We start from the raw sequence: 13,139 nt of genomic DNA on the forward strand, positions 1-13,139 counted from the left end.
TTGTCGGGGACGAAACCGCCGAGCAGCCATTCGCGCACCGGTTCGCCGACGATCGGTATCGCCGAGAAGAAGCCGGTGATGACCTGCGCGCCCCAGAAGCTCATCTGGCCCCACGGCAGCACATAACCCATGAAGGCGGTCGCCATCATGAGGAGGAAGATCACGACGCCGAGCAGCCACACCATTTCGCGCGGAGCCTTGTACGAACCGTAATAAAGGCCGCGGAAGATGTGCAGATAGACGACGATGAAGAACATGCTCGCGCCGTTCATATGCGCATAGCGGATGAACCAGCCGGCATTCACGTCGCGCATGATATGCTCGACCGAATTGAACGCCACGCCGGCATTCGCGGCATAGTGCATCGCCAGAACGATACCGGTGATGATCTGGATCATCAGCGCGGCGCCGGCGAGGACGCCGAAGTTCCAGAAATAGTTGAGGTTGCGCGGCACCGGATAGCCGGGACCCGTCGCATTGTAGACGAGGCGCGGGATCGGCAGCTTCTCGTCCATCCATTTCATCAACGGATGCTGGGGTTCATAGGGTTTGGCCCAGGGAAAGCTCATCTTATCTCGCTCCTCAGCCGATCGTCACGACGGTGTCGCTGTCAAAATTATAAGGCGGCACAACCAGATTCTTGGGTGCCGGACCTTTGCGAATGCGCGCCGCGGTGTCGTAGTGCGACCCGTGACACGGGCAGAAATAGCCGCCGAAATCGCCGCGGTTTTCCCCTTCCGCGGCGCCGAGCGGCACGCAGCCCAGGTGGGTGCAGACGCCGAGCGTGATCAGCCAGTTTTCCTTGCCGGGCTTGGTCCGCTGATCGATCGTTTCAGGATCGCGGAGGTCGCCCAGCGGCACCGCTTTCGCCTCGGCGATTTCCTTCGCCACGAGGTTGCGCACGAACACCGGCTGCTTGCGCCAGCTCGTCTTGATCGCCTGACCAGGCTGAATCGCCGAAATATCGATCTGCGTCGTCGACAGCGCGAGCACGTCCGCCGACGGATTCATCTGGTTCACGAGCGGGAGCACCACGGCGACCGCACCGACACCAGCGAAACTCACTGCCGCAATATTGATGAAATCCCGGCGGCGTACGCCATCTTCGGTACCGGCGTTGAGTTCAGTTTCACTGGCCATTCGATTGCCCTTGTATGGGTGAACCACAAAAGTTCTCGAAGGAATGACCCGCCCTGTTGCGCGCGCACAAAGGCACACAACCCGGCGGCCCCTCCGGGAATTGCGGGCCTGATAGCCGCACTGTCCGGGCTTGCCAACAGGCAATTTCCGCTTCCGTCACCCGGCCGCCCCGCGGCAGCCAAGCCTCTCGATTCGCAGCGCCTTCGCCTCTATGGCAGCGGCATGGAAATCGCGCTGTTTCAACCCGACATCGCCGGCAATGTCGGCACCATATTGCGCACCGCCGCCTGCTTCGGCGCGCCCGCGCATATCATCGAGCCGTGCGGCTTTCCTTTCGGCGACGCGGCGCTGAAACGCGCGGGCATGGATTATGCCGTCCGCGCCAACGTCCGCCGTCACCCGGGCTGGGACGCGTTTGGCCAATGGTCGCAGATCGGCGGGCAGCGCGTCGTGCTGCTGACCACCGCGGGCGCCACTCCCCTTCCCGATTTCGAATTCGCTCGCGGCGACGTGCTGCTCTTCGGATCGGAAAGCGCCGGCGTTCCGCATCATGTCCACGAGGCCGCCGGCGCGCGGGTCGCGATTCCGATGCAGCCCGGCTTTCGATCCTTGAATGTCGCGGTCGCGGCTGGCATCGCGCTCGCCGAAGCGCTCAGGCAAACGAAAGGCTTTCCCGCATGATCACGCTCGACCCGCAGCAGCAGACCGCGCGCGACTGGTTCGAATCGCTCCGCGACCGGATCTGCGCCGAATTCGAGGCGATCGAGGCCGAGGCGGGCAGCGACGCGCGCTTCGACTACACACCGTGGGACCGGGAAGCCGAAGGACTCGAGCCGGGCGAAGGCGGGGGCGGCGTGCGCGGCGTGATGACGGGCAAGGTCTTCGAAAAGGTCGGCGTCAACGTTTCCACGGTCGCGGGCCAGTTCGCACCCGATTTCGCCGCCTCGATTCACGGTGCGGGCGACGACCCGAGCTTCTTTGCGACGGGAATCAGCCTCGTCGCGCACATGGCGAACCCGCATGTTCCCGCGGTACATATGAACACGCGCTTCCTCGCGACCACAAAGCGCTGGTTCGGCGGCGGCGCCGACCTCAATCCGCCGATCCCCTACAGGCAAGACACCGACGCGTTCCACGCGCGGCTGCGCGCCGCCTGCGCCCCCTTCGGCCCCGACGTCTACGAGCGCTATGCCAAATGGGCCGAGGATTATTTCTATATCCCGCACCGCGGCGTCCACCGCGGCGTCGGCGGCATCTTTTACGACCATCTCGAATGCGGCGACGATGCCGAGTTCGACCGCAATTTCCAGCTGACGCAGGCGGTCGGCGAGGCTTTCCTCGACATTTTCCCGCAGATCGTGCGGCGCCGCATGGGGCTGCCCTTTACCGACGCCGAGCGCGAGGAACAGCTGATCTGGCGCGGGCGCTATGCCGAATTCAATCTCGTCTATGACCGCGGGACCCTGTTCGGGCTGAAGACCGGCGGCAATATCGACGCGATCCTGATGAGCCTGCCGCCGCTGGCGAAGTGGGCCTGACGCGAAAAGGGCGCCCCGTCACCGGAGCGCCCTTTCACCGAGTCCCTTGCCGGGCGATCAGGCGAAGACGTCGCCCGACGCACGCGGCGCGATGGCGCGATAAACGCCGACCGGTATCGAGAAGGAGATCATGATGATCGGCAGATAGACGAGCGCTGCCATCACGATCATCGTCAGGATCGCGCCGACGATCGAACCGCCCGCCACGGCGCCCAGAATCCCGCCGAAGATCATCCCCGCGATCATCGCATAGATGAAGATGCCGATCGTGAAGAGCAGATAGAAGCCGACGATCGTCCATTGCGACGGGCCCGTCAGCCGCCACGATTCGCCGAGCCCGGTCACCGGATTGCGGGTCAGGCGCTCGGCCATCACGGGTCCCGCGACCATGAAGCGGCCCTGCACCCACAGCATGAACACGATCACCGCGATATAGACGATGATCATCAGGAAGATCGCGCCACCGCCGATCGCGCCGGCGGCGCCCGATTCCAGTGCCCCCGGCGAGAAGGCCCCCACGCCGCCGAGCGCCGCGCCAAAAATCAGCGTCAGGATGAGCATGATGATGAAGATCACGATATAGGCGGCGATCATTACCACCACCATGCCGAACGCCAGCGCCGGCCCGGCCTGGAACGCCCACGCGAAATTGGGCGCTTCGCCGGGATGCATCCCGCCGCGCCAGATCAGCATCGATACGCCATAGAAGATCACCGCCGCGATCAGCGCGAACAGGAAAATCTTGCCGAACGCGCCCATCACCAGCGACGGGTCATTGGGCGCGAGCGCCATCGCCGAAAAGGTCGATCCGAGGACCAGATAGCCGAGCAGGCCGACGATGACGAGCGCCCCGCCCACCCAGATCAGCATCTGCATCCAGTTGGCCTTCAGAAACGCAAAGGTTTCCGAAAAGGCCGCTCCGATAGTCATTTTTGTCATGTCACTTCCCCCTGTTTGTCAAAGCCTGTTTCTTCACTCCATCCAAGGCACGGCGAAGGCCAGCCGGCTTCGCCCCGATTGCGACACATTCATTGTTCTTGCGGCGATGCCGGTCACTGGAACACGTCGGACGAGGTTCGCAGCGCGAGCTGGCGGTACGCCGCAGCCGATACCGCGATCGAGACGAGACTGCCGACCGCGCCGAAAGCGGCCTCGACCAGACCGCCCATGATGCGGCCGATCCCGGGCTCGGTTCCGAAAATCACCGAGACGATACCGCCGATGATCAGCGCCGCGATCACGATGACGATGCTGACGAGGAACAGGAAAAAGAAGACCGCCCAGCCATTGTTTCGCGTGAGCTCCCAGCTCGTCCGGATCGCCTCGAAGGGATTGTATATGCCCCGGTCGGCAATCGCCGGCGAGACGAGCGCGAGCCGCCCGATCAGATAAAGGCACGGGATGATCAGCAGGATGAAGCCGATAAAGATCGCGATGCCCGAAAGAATCTGGGTCGCGATCATCGTCGGGAACAGCATGAGCCCGAAGGTCAGCGCCTCGCCGACACTGATGCCGGTCCGCGACAGCCACAGCCGCAGGATCGCCACCGAGCCGATCATCGTCGAGAGCGCGACGACCAGCTGTCCCGGGACCATCTGGCGAAAGCTTTCGCGCATGGTCGTCACGAACTGTTCGAAATTGGCGCCTGCCGGGGGCTCGATCGGCACCGGCCCGAACCAGGCGAAGGCGAGCGCCGGCAGGAACAGAAACACACCCGCGATCGTACCGACCAAAGCCGAATGCGATTTCAAAAGCTGCAGCGTGTCGTCCCAGGCCGCACCCATATCGAATTTTACCATTGATACCCCGTCATTTTTTGGCTTCGCCGTTATCCCGAAGGTGACGATCTTCGGCGCATCTGTCCAGCCCTGTCGGCAAAGCGTGCGGCGGGGCTTGCATGCGGCGATGCGGGGGGCCAGATAGCCGGCGAATGAACAGCCTTCCCTCACCCGAATGGATCATCAGTCCGGGCCTGACCGACTATGACGCCGCGCTGGCCGACATGGACGCGCGCGCGGCCGCGATCCATGGCGGCGACGCGGGCGAGCGTATCTGGCTGCTCGAGCATCCGCCGCTCTATACCGCCGGCACGAGCGCCGATCCCGCCGAACTGCTCGACCCGCAGTTTCCGGTTTACGACGCCGGGCGCGGCGGGCGCTACACCTATCACGGCCCGGGCCAGCGCGTCGGCTATATCCAGCTCGACCTGACACGGCGCGGGCGCGATGTGCGCGCCTATGTCTCGGCACTCGAAGGCTGGGTGATCGACGCGCTCGCGCTGCTCGGGGTCGAGGCGCGCCGCGCCGAGGGGCGCATCGGCATCTGGACCGACGATGCGGACGGCCGCGAGGCGAAGATCGGCGCGATCGGCGTGCGTGTGAAGCGCTGGGTGACGATGCACGGCTTTTCGTTGAACGTCGCACCCGACCTCGCGCATTTCGGCGGCATCGTGCCGTGCGGCATCGCCGAATTCCCGGTCACCAGCCTCGCCGCGCTCGGCAAGACCGCGGGCTTCGCCGGTGTCGACGCCGCGCTGGTGCGGACGCTGCCCGCCTTTCTCGACAAGCTTTCACCGAACGACTAGGACCGCCGCATGACCCGTATCCTTCTCGCATCGCTCGCCCTGCTTGCCCTTGCCGCCTGCGGCGGCGGCGACACCGGCGGCAAATCGACGACCCGGCTCGACGCGGTGGAGGTCCAGCCCGGATCGATCAGCGATTCGATGATCATCCTCGACGACGCGGCGAGCGACGGCACCGCTGTCGACAACAGCGTTCCCGACGATGGCACGAAGAAGGAGACGGCGAAGGCCGACGACACGGACGCAGCGGACACGCCGGGTGAAGACGGTGCCGGGACCGATAATCCCGAAGCGGTCGACATGCCGGTCGCGAAAAAGGCGATCACCGCCGATCCCGCCGCGAAAAAGGGCGAATAGGCCCTAGCGGAGCCCCAGATTCTTGTGCGTCTGCAGCGACAGGCGCCAGCGCGGATCGGCCATCACCAGATCGATGCATGCCTGCACGTTGGCGGCGGCATCGGGGTCGTCGAGCGGTTGCACGAGCAGATGCCCGAAATCGAGCGCCGCCAGCCGCTCGATTTCGCTGCCCGGCTGCGGCCAGACGAGCTTGAGTTCGTCGCCGCTCGTCTGGACCAGCTCGCTGCCGGCCTTGGGGCTGACGCAGATCCAGTCGATGCTGCGCGGGATCGCCAGCGTCCCGTTGCTTTCGATCGCGATCGTGAAACCGCGTTCGTGGAGCGCGTCGATCAGCCCGCCGTCGACCTGCAGCATCGGCTCGCCGCCGGTGAGCACGACATAACGGTCGTCGCGGCCCGGACCCCAGCTTTCGGCGATGACATCCGCCAGCGCCGCTGCGGTCCTGTACTTGCCGCCCAGGGTGCCGTCGGTGCCCACGAAATCGGTATCGCAGAACCGGCAGACCGCCTTCGCGCGGTCCTTCTCGCGGCCCGTCCAGAGGTTGCACCCGGCAAAGCGGCAGAAGACCGCGCGGCGGCCCGCCTGCGCCCCCTCCCCCTGCAGGGTGAGGAAAATCTCTTTGACTGCGTAGGTCATCGGCTCAGGCGTAACGCGTCGGGTCGGCGAGGCCCGCGTCGGCGAAGCCCTTCGACCGGAGGCGGCAGCTGTCGCACGCGCCGCAGTGCAGCCCCTCGGGCGTGGGATCGTAGCACGACCAGCTCATCCCCGCGTCCATCCCGAGCCGCGCCGCCTCGGCGGCGATATCGGCCTTGGTCATGTGCTGGAGCGGCGCGTGGATACGGAATTCGACGCCCTTGTCGCCATCGCGCGTCGCAAGCGCCGCGAGCTTCCCGAAACCCTCGATGAATTCGGGGCGGCAGTCGGGATAGCCCGAATAGTCGAGCGCATTGACCCCGATAACGATGTCCTGCGCAGCCCGCGCCTCGGCGAGCCCGAGCGTCAGCGACAGGAAAATCAGGTTGCGCGCGGGCACATAGGTGATCGGCACATCGTCGCCGACACCGTCCTTGGGCACGTCGATATCGTCGGTCAGCGCCGACCCGCCGAAGCGGCGAAGGTCGAGCGGCAGCACGATATGTTCGGCCGCGCCGATATAGCCGGCGATGCGCGCGGCCGATTCGAGTTCGACGCGGTGGCGCTGGTTATAGTCGATCGTGAGCGCGACGATGCGCGCGCCCGCTTCACGCGCGAGGCCCGCACAGACCATCGAGTCGAGCCCGCCCGACAGGAGGACGATCACCGTTTTTCCGGAAACTTGCTGCATCGGCGCCAGATAGGCCCGTGCCCGCGGAGGCGCAAGGGCCGGGCCCGATCAAAGAAACGGGCCGCGAGGCGATCGCCGCACGGCCCAGTTCGGCATGACAGCCGTTAGGGAGAATGGCACACACATATGCCATTGCTCCGGTCTAGCGATGGATGGTTAATATTTCGTTCGCTCAGCAGCCGCCGGTGCGGCGCGCCTCGATCGCCTGGGAGAAGGGCTTGCCGTCGGCGATGCCCTGCGTGTCGATCTGCACCAGCCTGTTCGTCTCGCTGCGGATCGTCGTGCGGCCGTGTCCCGCGCCCGGGCAGGTGTAATGGACCGTCACCGAATTGGGCGTATCCTCGATGACATAGCGCGAGCAGGTCGCGCGCGGATGATGGATCTGGATCATCCGCCGGGCATCGCCGAGGCAGACGGTCTGGACCACCGCATCCTTGCCGCGCTCGCGCAACTGCCAGCCGCCCTTTTCGAGCCGGTCGAGCATCGCCAGCGACGGCGCCTGCGCCGGCACCGCGCTCGCACCCGCAAGGGCGCACGCCATCAAGGGCCATCGAAACAAGGGAGAGAAGATCGCCATTTTTTCCTATCCACTCGCCGCCCGTCGCCGGGCTGGGCTGCGACCCCGTTCCCGTTTAGCTAGCAACGCCCCCGCAACATTTCAACCGCTTGGCGCCGGATTGCCCCGCTTCATCGCGCGAACGACCGCAATTGCGTCGCTATTCGCCGCGATCGTGGGTCGAAATTTCGTCCAGCGGGATCGGAAAGAAACGCGAGCAAAAGGCGCAATCGACAACGATATTGCCCGCATCGTCGGCCATTTCGGCCCGCTCGGCCTCCGGGAATTGCGCGAGCACGCCGGCAAAATAGCCCGTGCTGCACCGGCAACCGCGCGACACGGTGACGCCGGGCTCGACGCGCACCTCGTCCTCGTGAAACAGGCGCCACGCGAGCGTCTCGAGCGAAGTCGCGGGATCGGTGAGTTCCTCGGCCTTGAGCGTCGTCGCGATCGTCTTGGCATGTTCCCATTCGGGACTGTCGTGACGGACATGGAGCCGGTCGCGGCCGACTTCGCCCTCGGGCAGATGCTGCAGAAGCAATCCGCCGGCAAGGCAGCCCGCTTCGGCATCGTGCCGGGCGGCGAGCTTGATCAGGCTCGGGATCTGTTCGGACTGTTCGAAATAATGTTCGGCAGCCTCGCCGATCGACGCCCCCTCGAGCGGGACGATGCCCTGATAGCGCTCGCCCGTCGTCGCCTGGTCAAAGGTGATCGCGAGAAAGCCTTCACCGAACAGTGCGAACAGGGTCGGGTCGGCCCCGACCTCGGCGAGCCGCTCGGCGTCGAACTTGAGGTAACCGCGCAGTTCGCCGCCGCGATAGTCGCAGACGAGCAGCTCGACGGGGCCGCCGCCGGTCTGTGCCTGCAGCGTCATCTGGCCGTTCTCGTCCTTGAGCGTCGAGCCGAGCAACACGGTGAGCACCAGCGCTTCGGCCAGCAGCTTTTCGGCCGCCGGCGGATAATTATGCGCCCCCATGATCGTCCGGAGCGTGGGCCCGAGCCGCACCAGCCGCCCGCGCACATGCCGCTCGGCAATCGTGAACAGCAAGGGCTGGTCGAACCATGTTTCGATAATGTCGCTCACGTTTTCAAACTCACAATTTTCCGAGCGCCCATAGCAGGATCGATTTTTGCGCATGAACGCGGTTTTCGGCCTCGTCCCAGACGCGCGACTGCGGCCCGTCGATCACCGCATCGACGACCTCGTCGCCGCGATGCGCGGGCAGGCAATGGAGGAAGATCGCGTCGCTCCTGGCACCCGTCATCAGCCGCTCATCGACCCGATAGGGCGCCATCGCCGCGATCTTGTTGTGCGCATGGTCCTGGCCCATCGACACCCAGGTATCGGTGACGACGAGATCGGCGCCCGCGACAGCTTCGCGCGCGTCGCGCATGATGTCGATGCGCGCGCCCTTCGCCCGCGCCGCCTCGACGAAGTCTGCATCGGGTTCATAGCCCTGCGGGACGCCCGCACGGACATGAAAGCCGAACAGCCCCGCCGCCTCGATCAGCGACGCGAGGACATTGTTGCCGTCGCCGAGCCACGCGAGTTCGAGCCCCGGAAGCGCCTTGCCGCTCTCGACCACCGTCAGGAGGTCGGCGACGATCTGGCACGGATGCGACAGGTCGGTGAGACCATTGATCACGGGCACGCCCGCATATTCGGCGAGCTCTTCGACCTTTGCATGGTCGTCGGTGCGGATCATGATCGCATCGGCATAGCGCGACAGCACACGCGCGGTGTCGGCGATCGTCTCGCCGCGCCCGAGCTGCGTCACGCCCGCGTCCATGATCATCGGCGTGCCGCCGAGCTGGCGGATCGCGATGTCGAACGAGGCGCGGGTGCGCGTCGAATTCTTTTCGAACACCATCGCCAGCACGTGGCCCGCGAGCGGTGCATCGGCGTCGACCTTGCCCTTGGGCCAGCCGGCGCGCGCCGCCTTGCGATCGATCGCATCGGCGAGCATCGCGGCGACGGCGTCCCCGCCCGCGTCGGTCAGGTTCAGGAAGTGCCGCATCATGCCCTCCGTTCTACGGGAACGGAAAACATCAGGACTCGGGCGGCGTGTAGCTCGCCGCGCCCGCCGAAAGTTTTTCGATGAATTCGGCGATGTGCGTATCGTCGATATTCAGCGGCGGCAGCACGCGAACGACATTCTCGCCCGCCGCGACGGTCAGCAGCCCGTGATTGTCGCGCAGATGCGCAACGAACGCACGGCTGTCCGAATTGAGCTTGAGCCCGAGCATCAGCCCGACGCCGCGCACGCTGTCGAACAGCTGGTCGTGGTTCGGAATGAGCTGTTCGAGCGCGCCGCGCAGGCGCTCGCCGGTCGCCTTGACCTGATCGAGGAAACCCTCTTCGAGCACGACGTCGAGCACCGCCTGTCCCGCGGCGCAGGCGAGCGGGTTGCCGCCATAGGTCGAACCATGGGTGCCGATGACCATGCCGCGCGCGGCTTTCTCGGTCGCGAGGCATGCGCCCATCGGGAAACCGCCGCCGATCCCCTTGGCGCTGGCCATGATGTCGGGCGTCACGCCATAATGTTCATAGGCATAGACGTGGCCGGTACGCGCGACGCCGCACTGGACCTCGTCGAACACGAGCATCAGGTCGCGCTTGTCGCAGATATCGCGCAGCGCCTGAAGGAAGGGCTGCGACGCCGGGCGGATGCCGCCCTCGCCCTGGATCGGCTCGACGAGGAAGCCCGCCGTATTGTCGTCGACCAGATCGAGCGCGGCGTTGATGTCGTCGAACGGCGCGTAGGCGAAGCCCGGCAGCAGCGGATCGAAGCCCTTGCGCAGCTTTTCCTGATTGGTCGCCGAGATCGTGCCGAGCGTGCGGCCGTGAAAGGCGTTGTTGAAGGTGATCAGCGTGTGCTTTTCGGCGTTCCCCGCGCTCGAATGATAGGCGCGCGCGGTCTTGATCGAACATTCGACCGCCTCGGCGCCCGAATTGGTCAGGAACACCGTGTCGGCGAAGGTGTTTTCGACCAGCCGCGCGGCATAAGCCTCGCCCTGCGGACTGCCATAGAGGTTCGAGACGTGCATCAGCGTCGCCGCCTGATCCTGAATCGCCTTGGTCAGGTGCGGATGGCCGTGACCGAGCAGGTTGACCGCGATACCGCTCGCGAAGTCGAGATAGCGTTCGCCTCGCTCGCCGATCAGATACGCGCCTTCGCCGCGAACCGGACGCACTGCGCACCGGGGGTATACGGGCATCAGCGGCGTGATCGTCATGGCAGGCACCTTTCGAACTAAAGTAAAAAGGCGACCCCAAACGGGCCGCCATCGGTCGGGCCGCTCCTATACTGCCGGTGCCGGAGGCGCGTCAACACGAGGGTGGGAGCGACCTTGCCGCCTGCATCGCCAGCGCGACCGAATGTTTGCGCGCATCATGATCGTACATCGACGAGGCAATGACGATCTCGTCAACCCCGGTGCGCGCCTGAAAGGCCTTGAGGCCGGCCGCGACGTCGTCGACGGTTCCCACGGCCGAGCATTGGAGAACATGGTCGAGGATCGCGCGCGCGTTGGGCGGCAGGCTGTCCTTGTAGCCTTCGAGCGGCGGTTTCATCCTGCCCGGATTGCCGGTGCGCAGCGCAACGAAGGCCTGTTGCTGCGACGAGGCGAGCAGCTCGGCCTCCTCGCGCGTGTCGGCCGCAAAGACGTTGAAAGCCGCAGCGGCATAGGGTTCCGCGAGCTGCGCCGACGGCTTGAACTGGCGGCGATAGATTTCGAGCGCTTCGTCGAGCGCATCGGGCGCGAAATGGCTGGCAAAGGCATAGGGCAGCCCGAGCATCGCCGCGAGCTGCGCGCCAAAGGTGCTGGAACCGAGCATCCACAGCGGGATATGGGTGCCCGCACCCGGGACCGCGGTGATGCCGAGTTGCTCGTCACCCGCCAGAAACGCCTGCAACTCCAGCACGTCCTGCGGAAACTGGCGCTCGTCGCTCGCCAGCGTACGGCGCAGGGCTCGCGCAACGCGCTGATCCGATCCCGGCGCTCGCCCGAGGCCCAGATCGATACGGCCGGGGAACAGTGCCTCGAGCGTCCCGAACTGCTCGGCGATCACCATCGGGGCATGGTTGGGCAGCATGATCCCTGCCGACCCGATGCGAATGCGATCGGTGGCATGCCCGATATGCGCGAGCACGACCGAGGTCGCGGCGCTCGCGATTCCCGTCATGCCGTGATGCTCGGCAACCCAATAGCGCTCATAGCCGAGCGCCTCGGCGTGGCGGGCGAGATCGGCGGCGTTGGCGAGCGACTGCGCGATCGTGCCGGTATCGGTGACGGGCACGAGATCGAGGAAAGAGAGTTTCGTCATGAAACCGATATGCGGTGACGGGGCGCGAGGTTCAACCTCACCGCTTCGCGGGCATGGCGAAGAAAAACTACGCCCGCTCGTCCTTGGGCGAATCCATCAGCACATAGGTGGTGATCGAATGCACCTGCGGCAGCACGCCGAGCACCTCGGTGTGGAAATGCTTGTACGACGCTAGATCCTCGGTCTCGACGCGCAGCAGATATTCGATCGTGCCGGTGATATTGTGGCATTCGCGCACCTCGGGCGCGAGCGCCATCGCCGCCTCGAAATCATTCTGCGACTTCTTCGTGTGCGACGACAGACCGATGGTCACATAGGCGACGAACGTCAGCCCGAGCTTCGCGGGGTCGATCACCGCGCGATAGCCCTTGATCACCCCGCTGCGTTCCAGCTCCTGCACCCGGCGCAGGCACGCCGACGGCGACAGCCCGACGCGCTCGGCGAGTTCGAGGTTCGAGATTCGTCCATCGTGTGACAATTCTCGCAATATCTTGCGGCCGATTGCATCAATCTTGATCATGGATTGCACAATCTATCCGATGACTACGTATCTTTGCAATCCATCGCGCGCCGAACGCATTATGTTGCGCGCCATGGAACAGACCACCCTCGCCGCGCTTTCCGCCTTCGCGCTCGTCTCGTCGATCACGCCGGGACCGAACAACATGATGCTGATGGCGTCGGGCGCCAATTTCGGGCTGCGTCGTACCGTCCCGCACGCGCTCGGCGTCGGCATCGGCTTCACGCTGATGATCGTCCTCGTCGGCGTCGGACTGATGGGGCTGTTCGACCTGTTCCCGGTGCTCAACATCGCGCTCAAGGTGGTGAGCATAGCCTATCTGCTGTGGCTTGCATGGAAGATCGCGAACGCCGCCGCACCCGATACCGCAGGCGCTGCGCGCGGCAAGCCGATGAGCTTTTTCCAGGCGGTGATGTTCCAGTGGGTGAACCCCAAGGCCTGGTCGATGGCGCTCACCGCGATCGCGCTCTACGCCCCCGATCGCAATATCGGGGCCGTGCTGCTCGTCGCGGTGATCTTCGGCATCATCAACCTGCCCTCGACCAGCCTGTGGGCGGTGATGGGCGTGTCGCTGCGCGGCTGGTTGTCGAGCCCGGCGCGGCTGAGGGCGTTCAACTGGACGATGGCGGCGTTGCTCGTCGGATCGCTCGCACTGCTGATCTGATTGCAAGGCCCGGCTTCGCGACCTAAGCACGCCGCACCCCCTTCTGATCGGAGAACAGAGCCATGCAAAGCCGCCGCCTCGGCAAGAGCGCCATCCATGTGTCCGACATCTGCATGGGGACGATGACCTTCG

At 65.2% G+C, this 13,139-nt stretch carries 17 protein-coding genes; 5 read left to right on the forward strand and 12 right to left on the reverse strand.

Annotation, left to right across the window (positions count from 1 at the left end):
- Both JHC57_RS16960 and petA read right to left on the reverse strand, forming a co-directional pair.
- A partial coding sequence (locus JHC57_RS16960) for a cytochrome b N-terminal domain-containing protein (RefSeq protein WP_294031451.1) occupies window positions 1-569 on the reverse strand: 569 nt, incomplete at its 3' end.
- Between the two features lie 13 nt (window positions 570-582).
- Window positions 583-1,140 carry a ubiquinol-cytochrome c reductase iron-sulfur subunit gene (gene petA / locus JHC57_RS16965; protein ID WP_294031453.1) on the reverse strand — a complete coding sequence of 186 codons (558 nt, stop codon included), beginning with the start codon at window positions 1,138-1,140 and terminating at the stop codon, window positions 583-585.
- 222 nt (window positions 1,141-1,362) lie between these two features.
- On the opposite strand from petA, the gene JHC57_RS16970 reads away from it, so the two are divergent.
- A complete protein-coding gene (locus JHC57_RS16970; RefSeq protein WP_294031454.1) occupies window positions 1,363-1,821 on the forward strand; it encodes a tRNA (cytidine(34)-2'-O)-methyltransferase in 459 nt (152 codons plus the stop codon).
- The gene (gene hemF / locus JHC57_RS16975) at window positions 1,818-2,678 is read left to right on the forward strand and encodes an oxygen-dependent coproporphyrinogen oxidase (protein ID WP_294031455.1); all 861 of its coding nucleotides are present in this window, start codon (window positions 1,818-1,820) and stop codon (window positions 2,676-2,678) included. Before JHC57_RS16970 ends, hemF begins: the two co-directional genes overlap by 4 nt.
- Before the next feature lie 57 nt (window positions 2,679-2,735).
- On the opposite strand, the gene JHC57_RS16980 is transcribed toward hemF, so the two are convergent.
- Window positions 2,736-3,617: a hypothetical protein gene (locus JHC57_RS16980; protein WP_294031456.1), complete on the reverse strand. Its 882-nt coding sequence runs from the start codon at window positions 3,615-3,617 to the stop codon at window positions 2,736-2,738.
- A 113-nt stretch (window positions 3,618-3,730) separates the two neighbouring features.
- Window positions 3,731-4,477 (reverse strand): hypothetical protein, encoded by a 747-nt coding sequence (locus JHC57_RS16985; protein ID WP_294031457.1) that lies wholly within the window; start codon window positions 4,475-4,477, stop codon window positions 3,731-3,733.
- Window positions 4,478-4,608: 131 nt separating this feature from the next.
- Between JHC57_RS16985 and lipB the strand changes: the two genes are divergently transcribed.
- Window positions 4,609-5,262 (forward strand): lipoyl(octanoyl) transferase LipB, encoded by a 654-nt coding sequence (gene lipB, locus JHC57_RS16990; protein WP_294031458.1) that lies wholly within the window; start codon window positions 4,609-4,611, stop codon window positions 5,260-5,262.
- Window positions 5,263-5,271: 9 nt separating this feature from the next.
- Window positions 5,272-5,616, forward strand: coding sequence for a hypothetical protein (locus tag JHC57_RS16995; protein WP_294031459.1), 345 nt, complete (start codon window positions 5,272-5,274; stop codon window positions 5,614-5,616).
- A 3-nt stretch (window positions 5,617-5,619) separates the two neighbouring features.
- Here JHC57_RS16995 and queE read toward each other — a convergent pair whose 3' ends face one another.
- The 8 genes from queE to JHC57_RS17035 all read right to left on the reverse strand — a co-directional run bounded on the left by queE (window position 5,620) and on the right by JHC57_RS17035 (window position 12,343).
- The gene (gene queE / locus JHC57_RS17000; RefSeq protein WP_294031460.1) at window positions 5,620-6,252 is read right to left on the reverse strand and encodes a 7-carboxy-7-deazaguanine synthase; all 633 of its coding nucleotides are present in this window, start codon (window positions 6,250-6,252) and stop codon (window positions 5,620-5,622) included.
- A gap of 4 nt (window positions 6,253-6,256) precedes the next feature.
- Window positions 6,257-6,940, reverse strand: a complete 684-nt coding sequence (gene queC / locus JHC57_RS17005) for a 7-cyano-7-deazaguanine synthase QueC (RefSeq protein ID WP_294031461.1) — start codon at window positions 6,938-6,940, stop codon at window positions 6,257-6,259.
- 172 nt (window positions 6,941-7,112) lie between these two features.
- Window positions 7,113-7,481: a hypothetical protein gene (locus tag JHC57_RS17010; RefSeq protein WP_294031463.1), complete on the reverse strand. Its 369-nt coding sequence runs from the start codon at window positions 7,479-7,481 to the stop codon at window positions 7,113-7,115.
- A gap of 175 nt (window positions 7,482-7,656) precedes the next feature.
- Window positions 7,657-8,580, reverse strand: a complete 924-nt coding sequence (locus tag JHC57_RS17015) for an Hsp33 family molecular chaperone HslO (RefSeq protein ID WP_294031464.1) — start codon at window positions 8,578-8,580, stop codon at window positions 7,657-7,659.
- Window positions 8,581-8,590: 10 nt separating this feature from the next.
- Window positions 8,591-9,517, reverse strand: a complete 927-nt coding sequence (gene argF / locus JHC57_RS17020) for an ornithine carbamoyltransferase (protein WP_294031465.1) — start codon at window positions 9,515-9,517, stop codon at window positions 8,591-8,593.
- A 28-nt stretch (window positions 9,518-9,545) separates the two neighbouring features.
- The gene (locus JHC57_RS17025) at window positions 9,546-10,733 is read right to left on the reverse strand and encodes an aspartate aminotransferase family protein (protein ID WP_294031467.1); all 1,188 of its coding nucleotides are present in this window, start codon (window positions 10,731-10,733) and stop codon (window positions 9,546-9,548) included.
- A 91-nt stretch (window positions 10,734-10,824) separates the two neighbouring features.
- Window positions 10,825-11,823 (reverse strand): LLM class flavin-dependent oxidoreductase, encoded by a 999-nt coding sequence (locus JHC57_RS17030; protein ID WP_294031468.1) that lies wholly within the window; start codon window positions 11,821-11,823, stop codon window positions 10,825-10,827.
- 67 nt (window positions 11,824-11,890) lie between these two features.
- The gene (locus tag JHC57_RS17035) at window positions 11,891-12,343 is read right to left on the reverse strand and encodes an Lrp/AsnC family transcriptional regulator (RefSeq protein WP_294031470.1); all 453 of its coding nucleotides are present in this window, start codon (window positions 12,341-12,343) and stop codon (window positions 11,891-11,893) included.
- A gap of 73 nt (window positions 12,344-12,416) precedes the next feature.
- On the opposite strand from JHC57_RS17035, the gene JHC57_RS17040 reads away from it, so the two are divergent.
- On the forward strand, window positions 12,417-13,007 hold the full coding sequence (locus JHC57_RS17040) for a LysE family translocator (protein WP_294031472.1): 591 nt from the start codon (window positions 12,417-12,419) through the stop codon (window positions 13,005-13,007).
- The last annotated feature ends 132 nt before the right edge of the window (window positions 13,008-13,139 follow it).

Source organism: Sphingopyxis sp., from assembly GCF_016463645.1.
GTDB lineage: Bacteria > Pseudomonadota > Alphaproteobacteria > Sphingomonadales > Sphingomonadaceae > Sphingopyxis.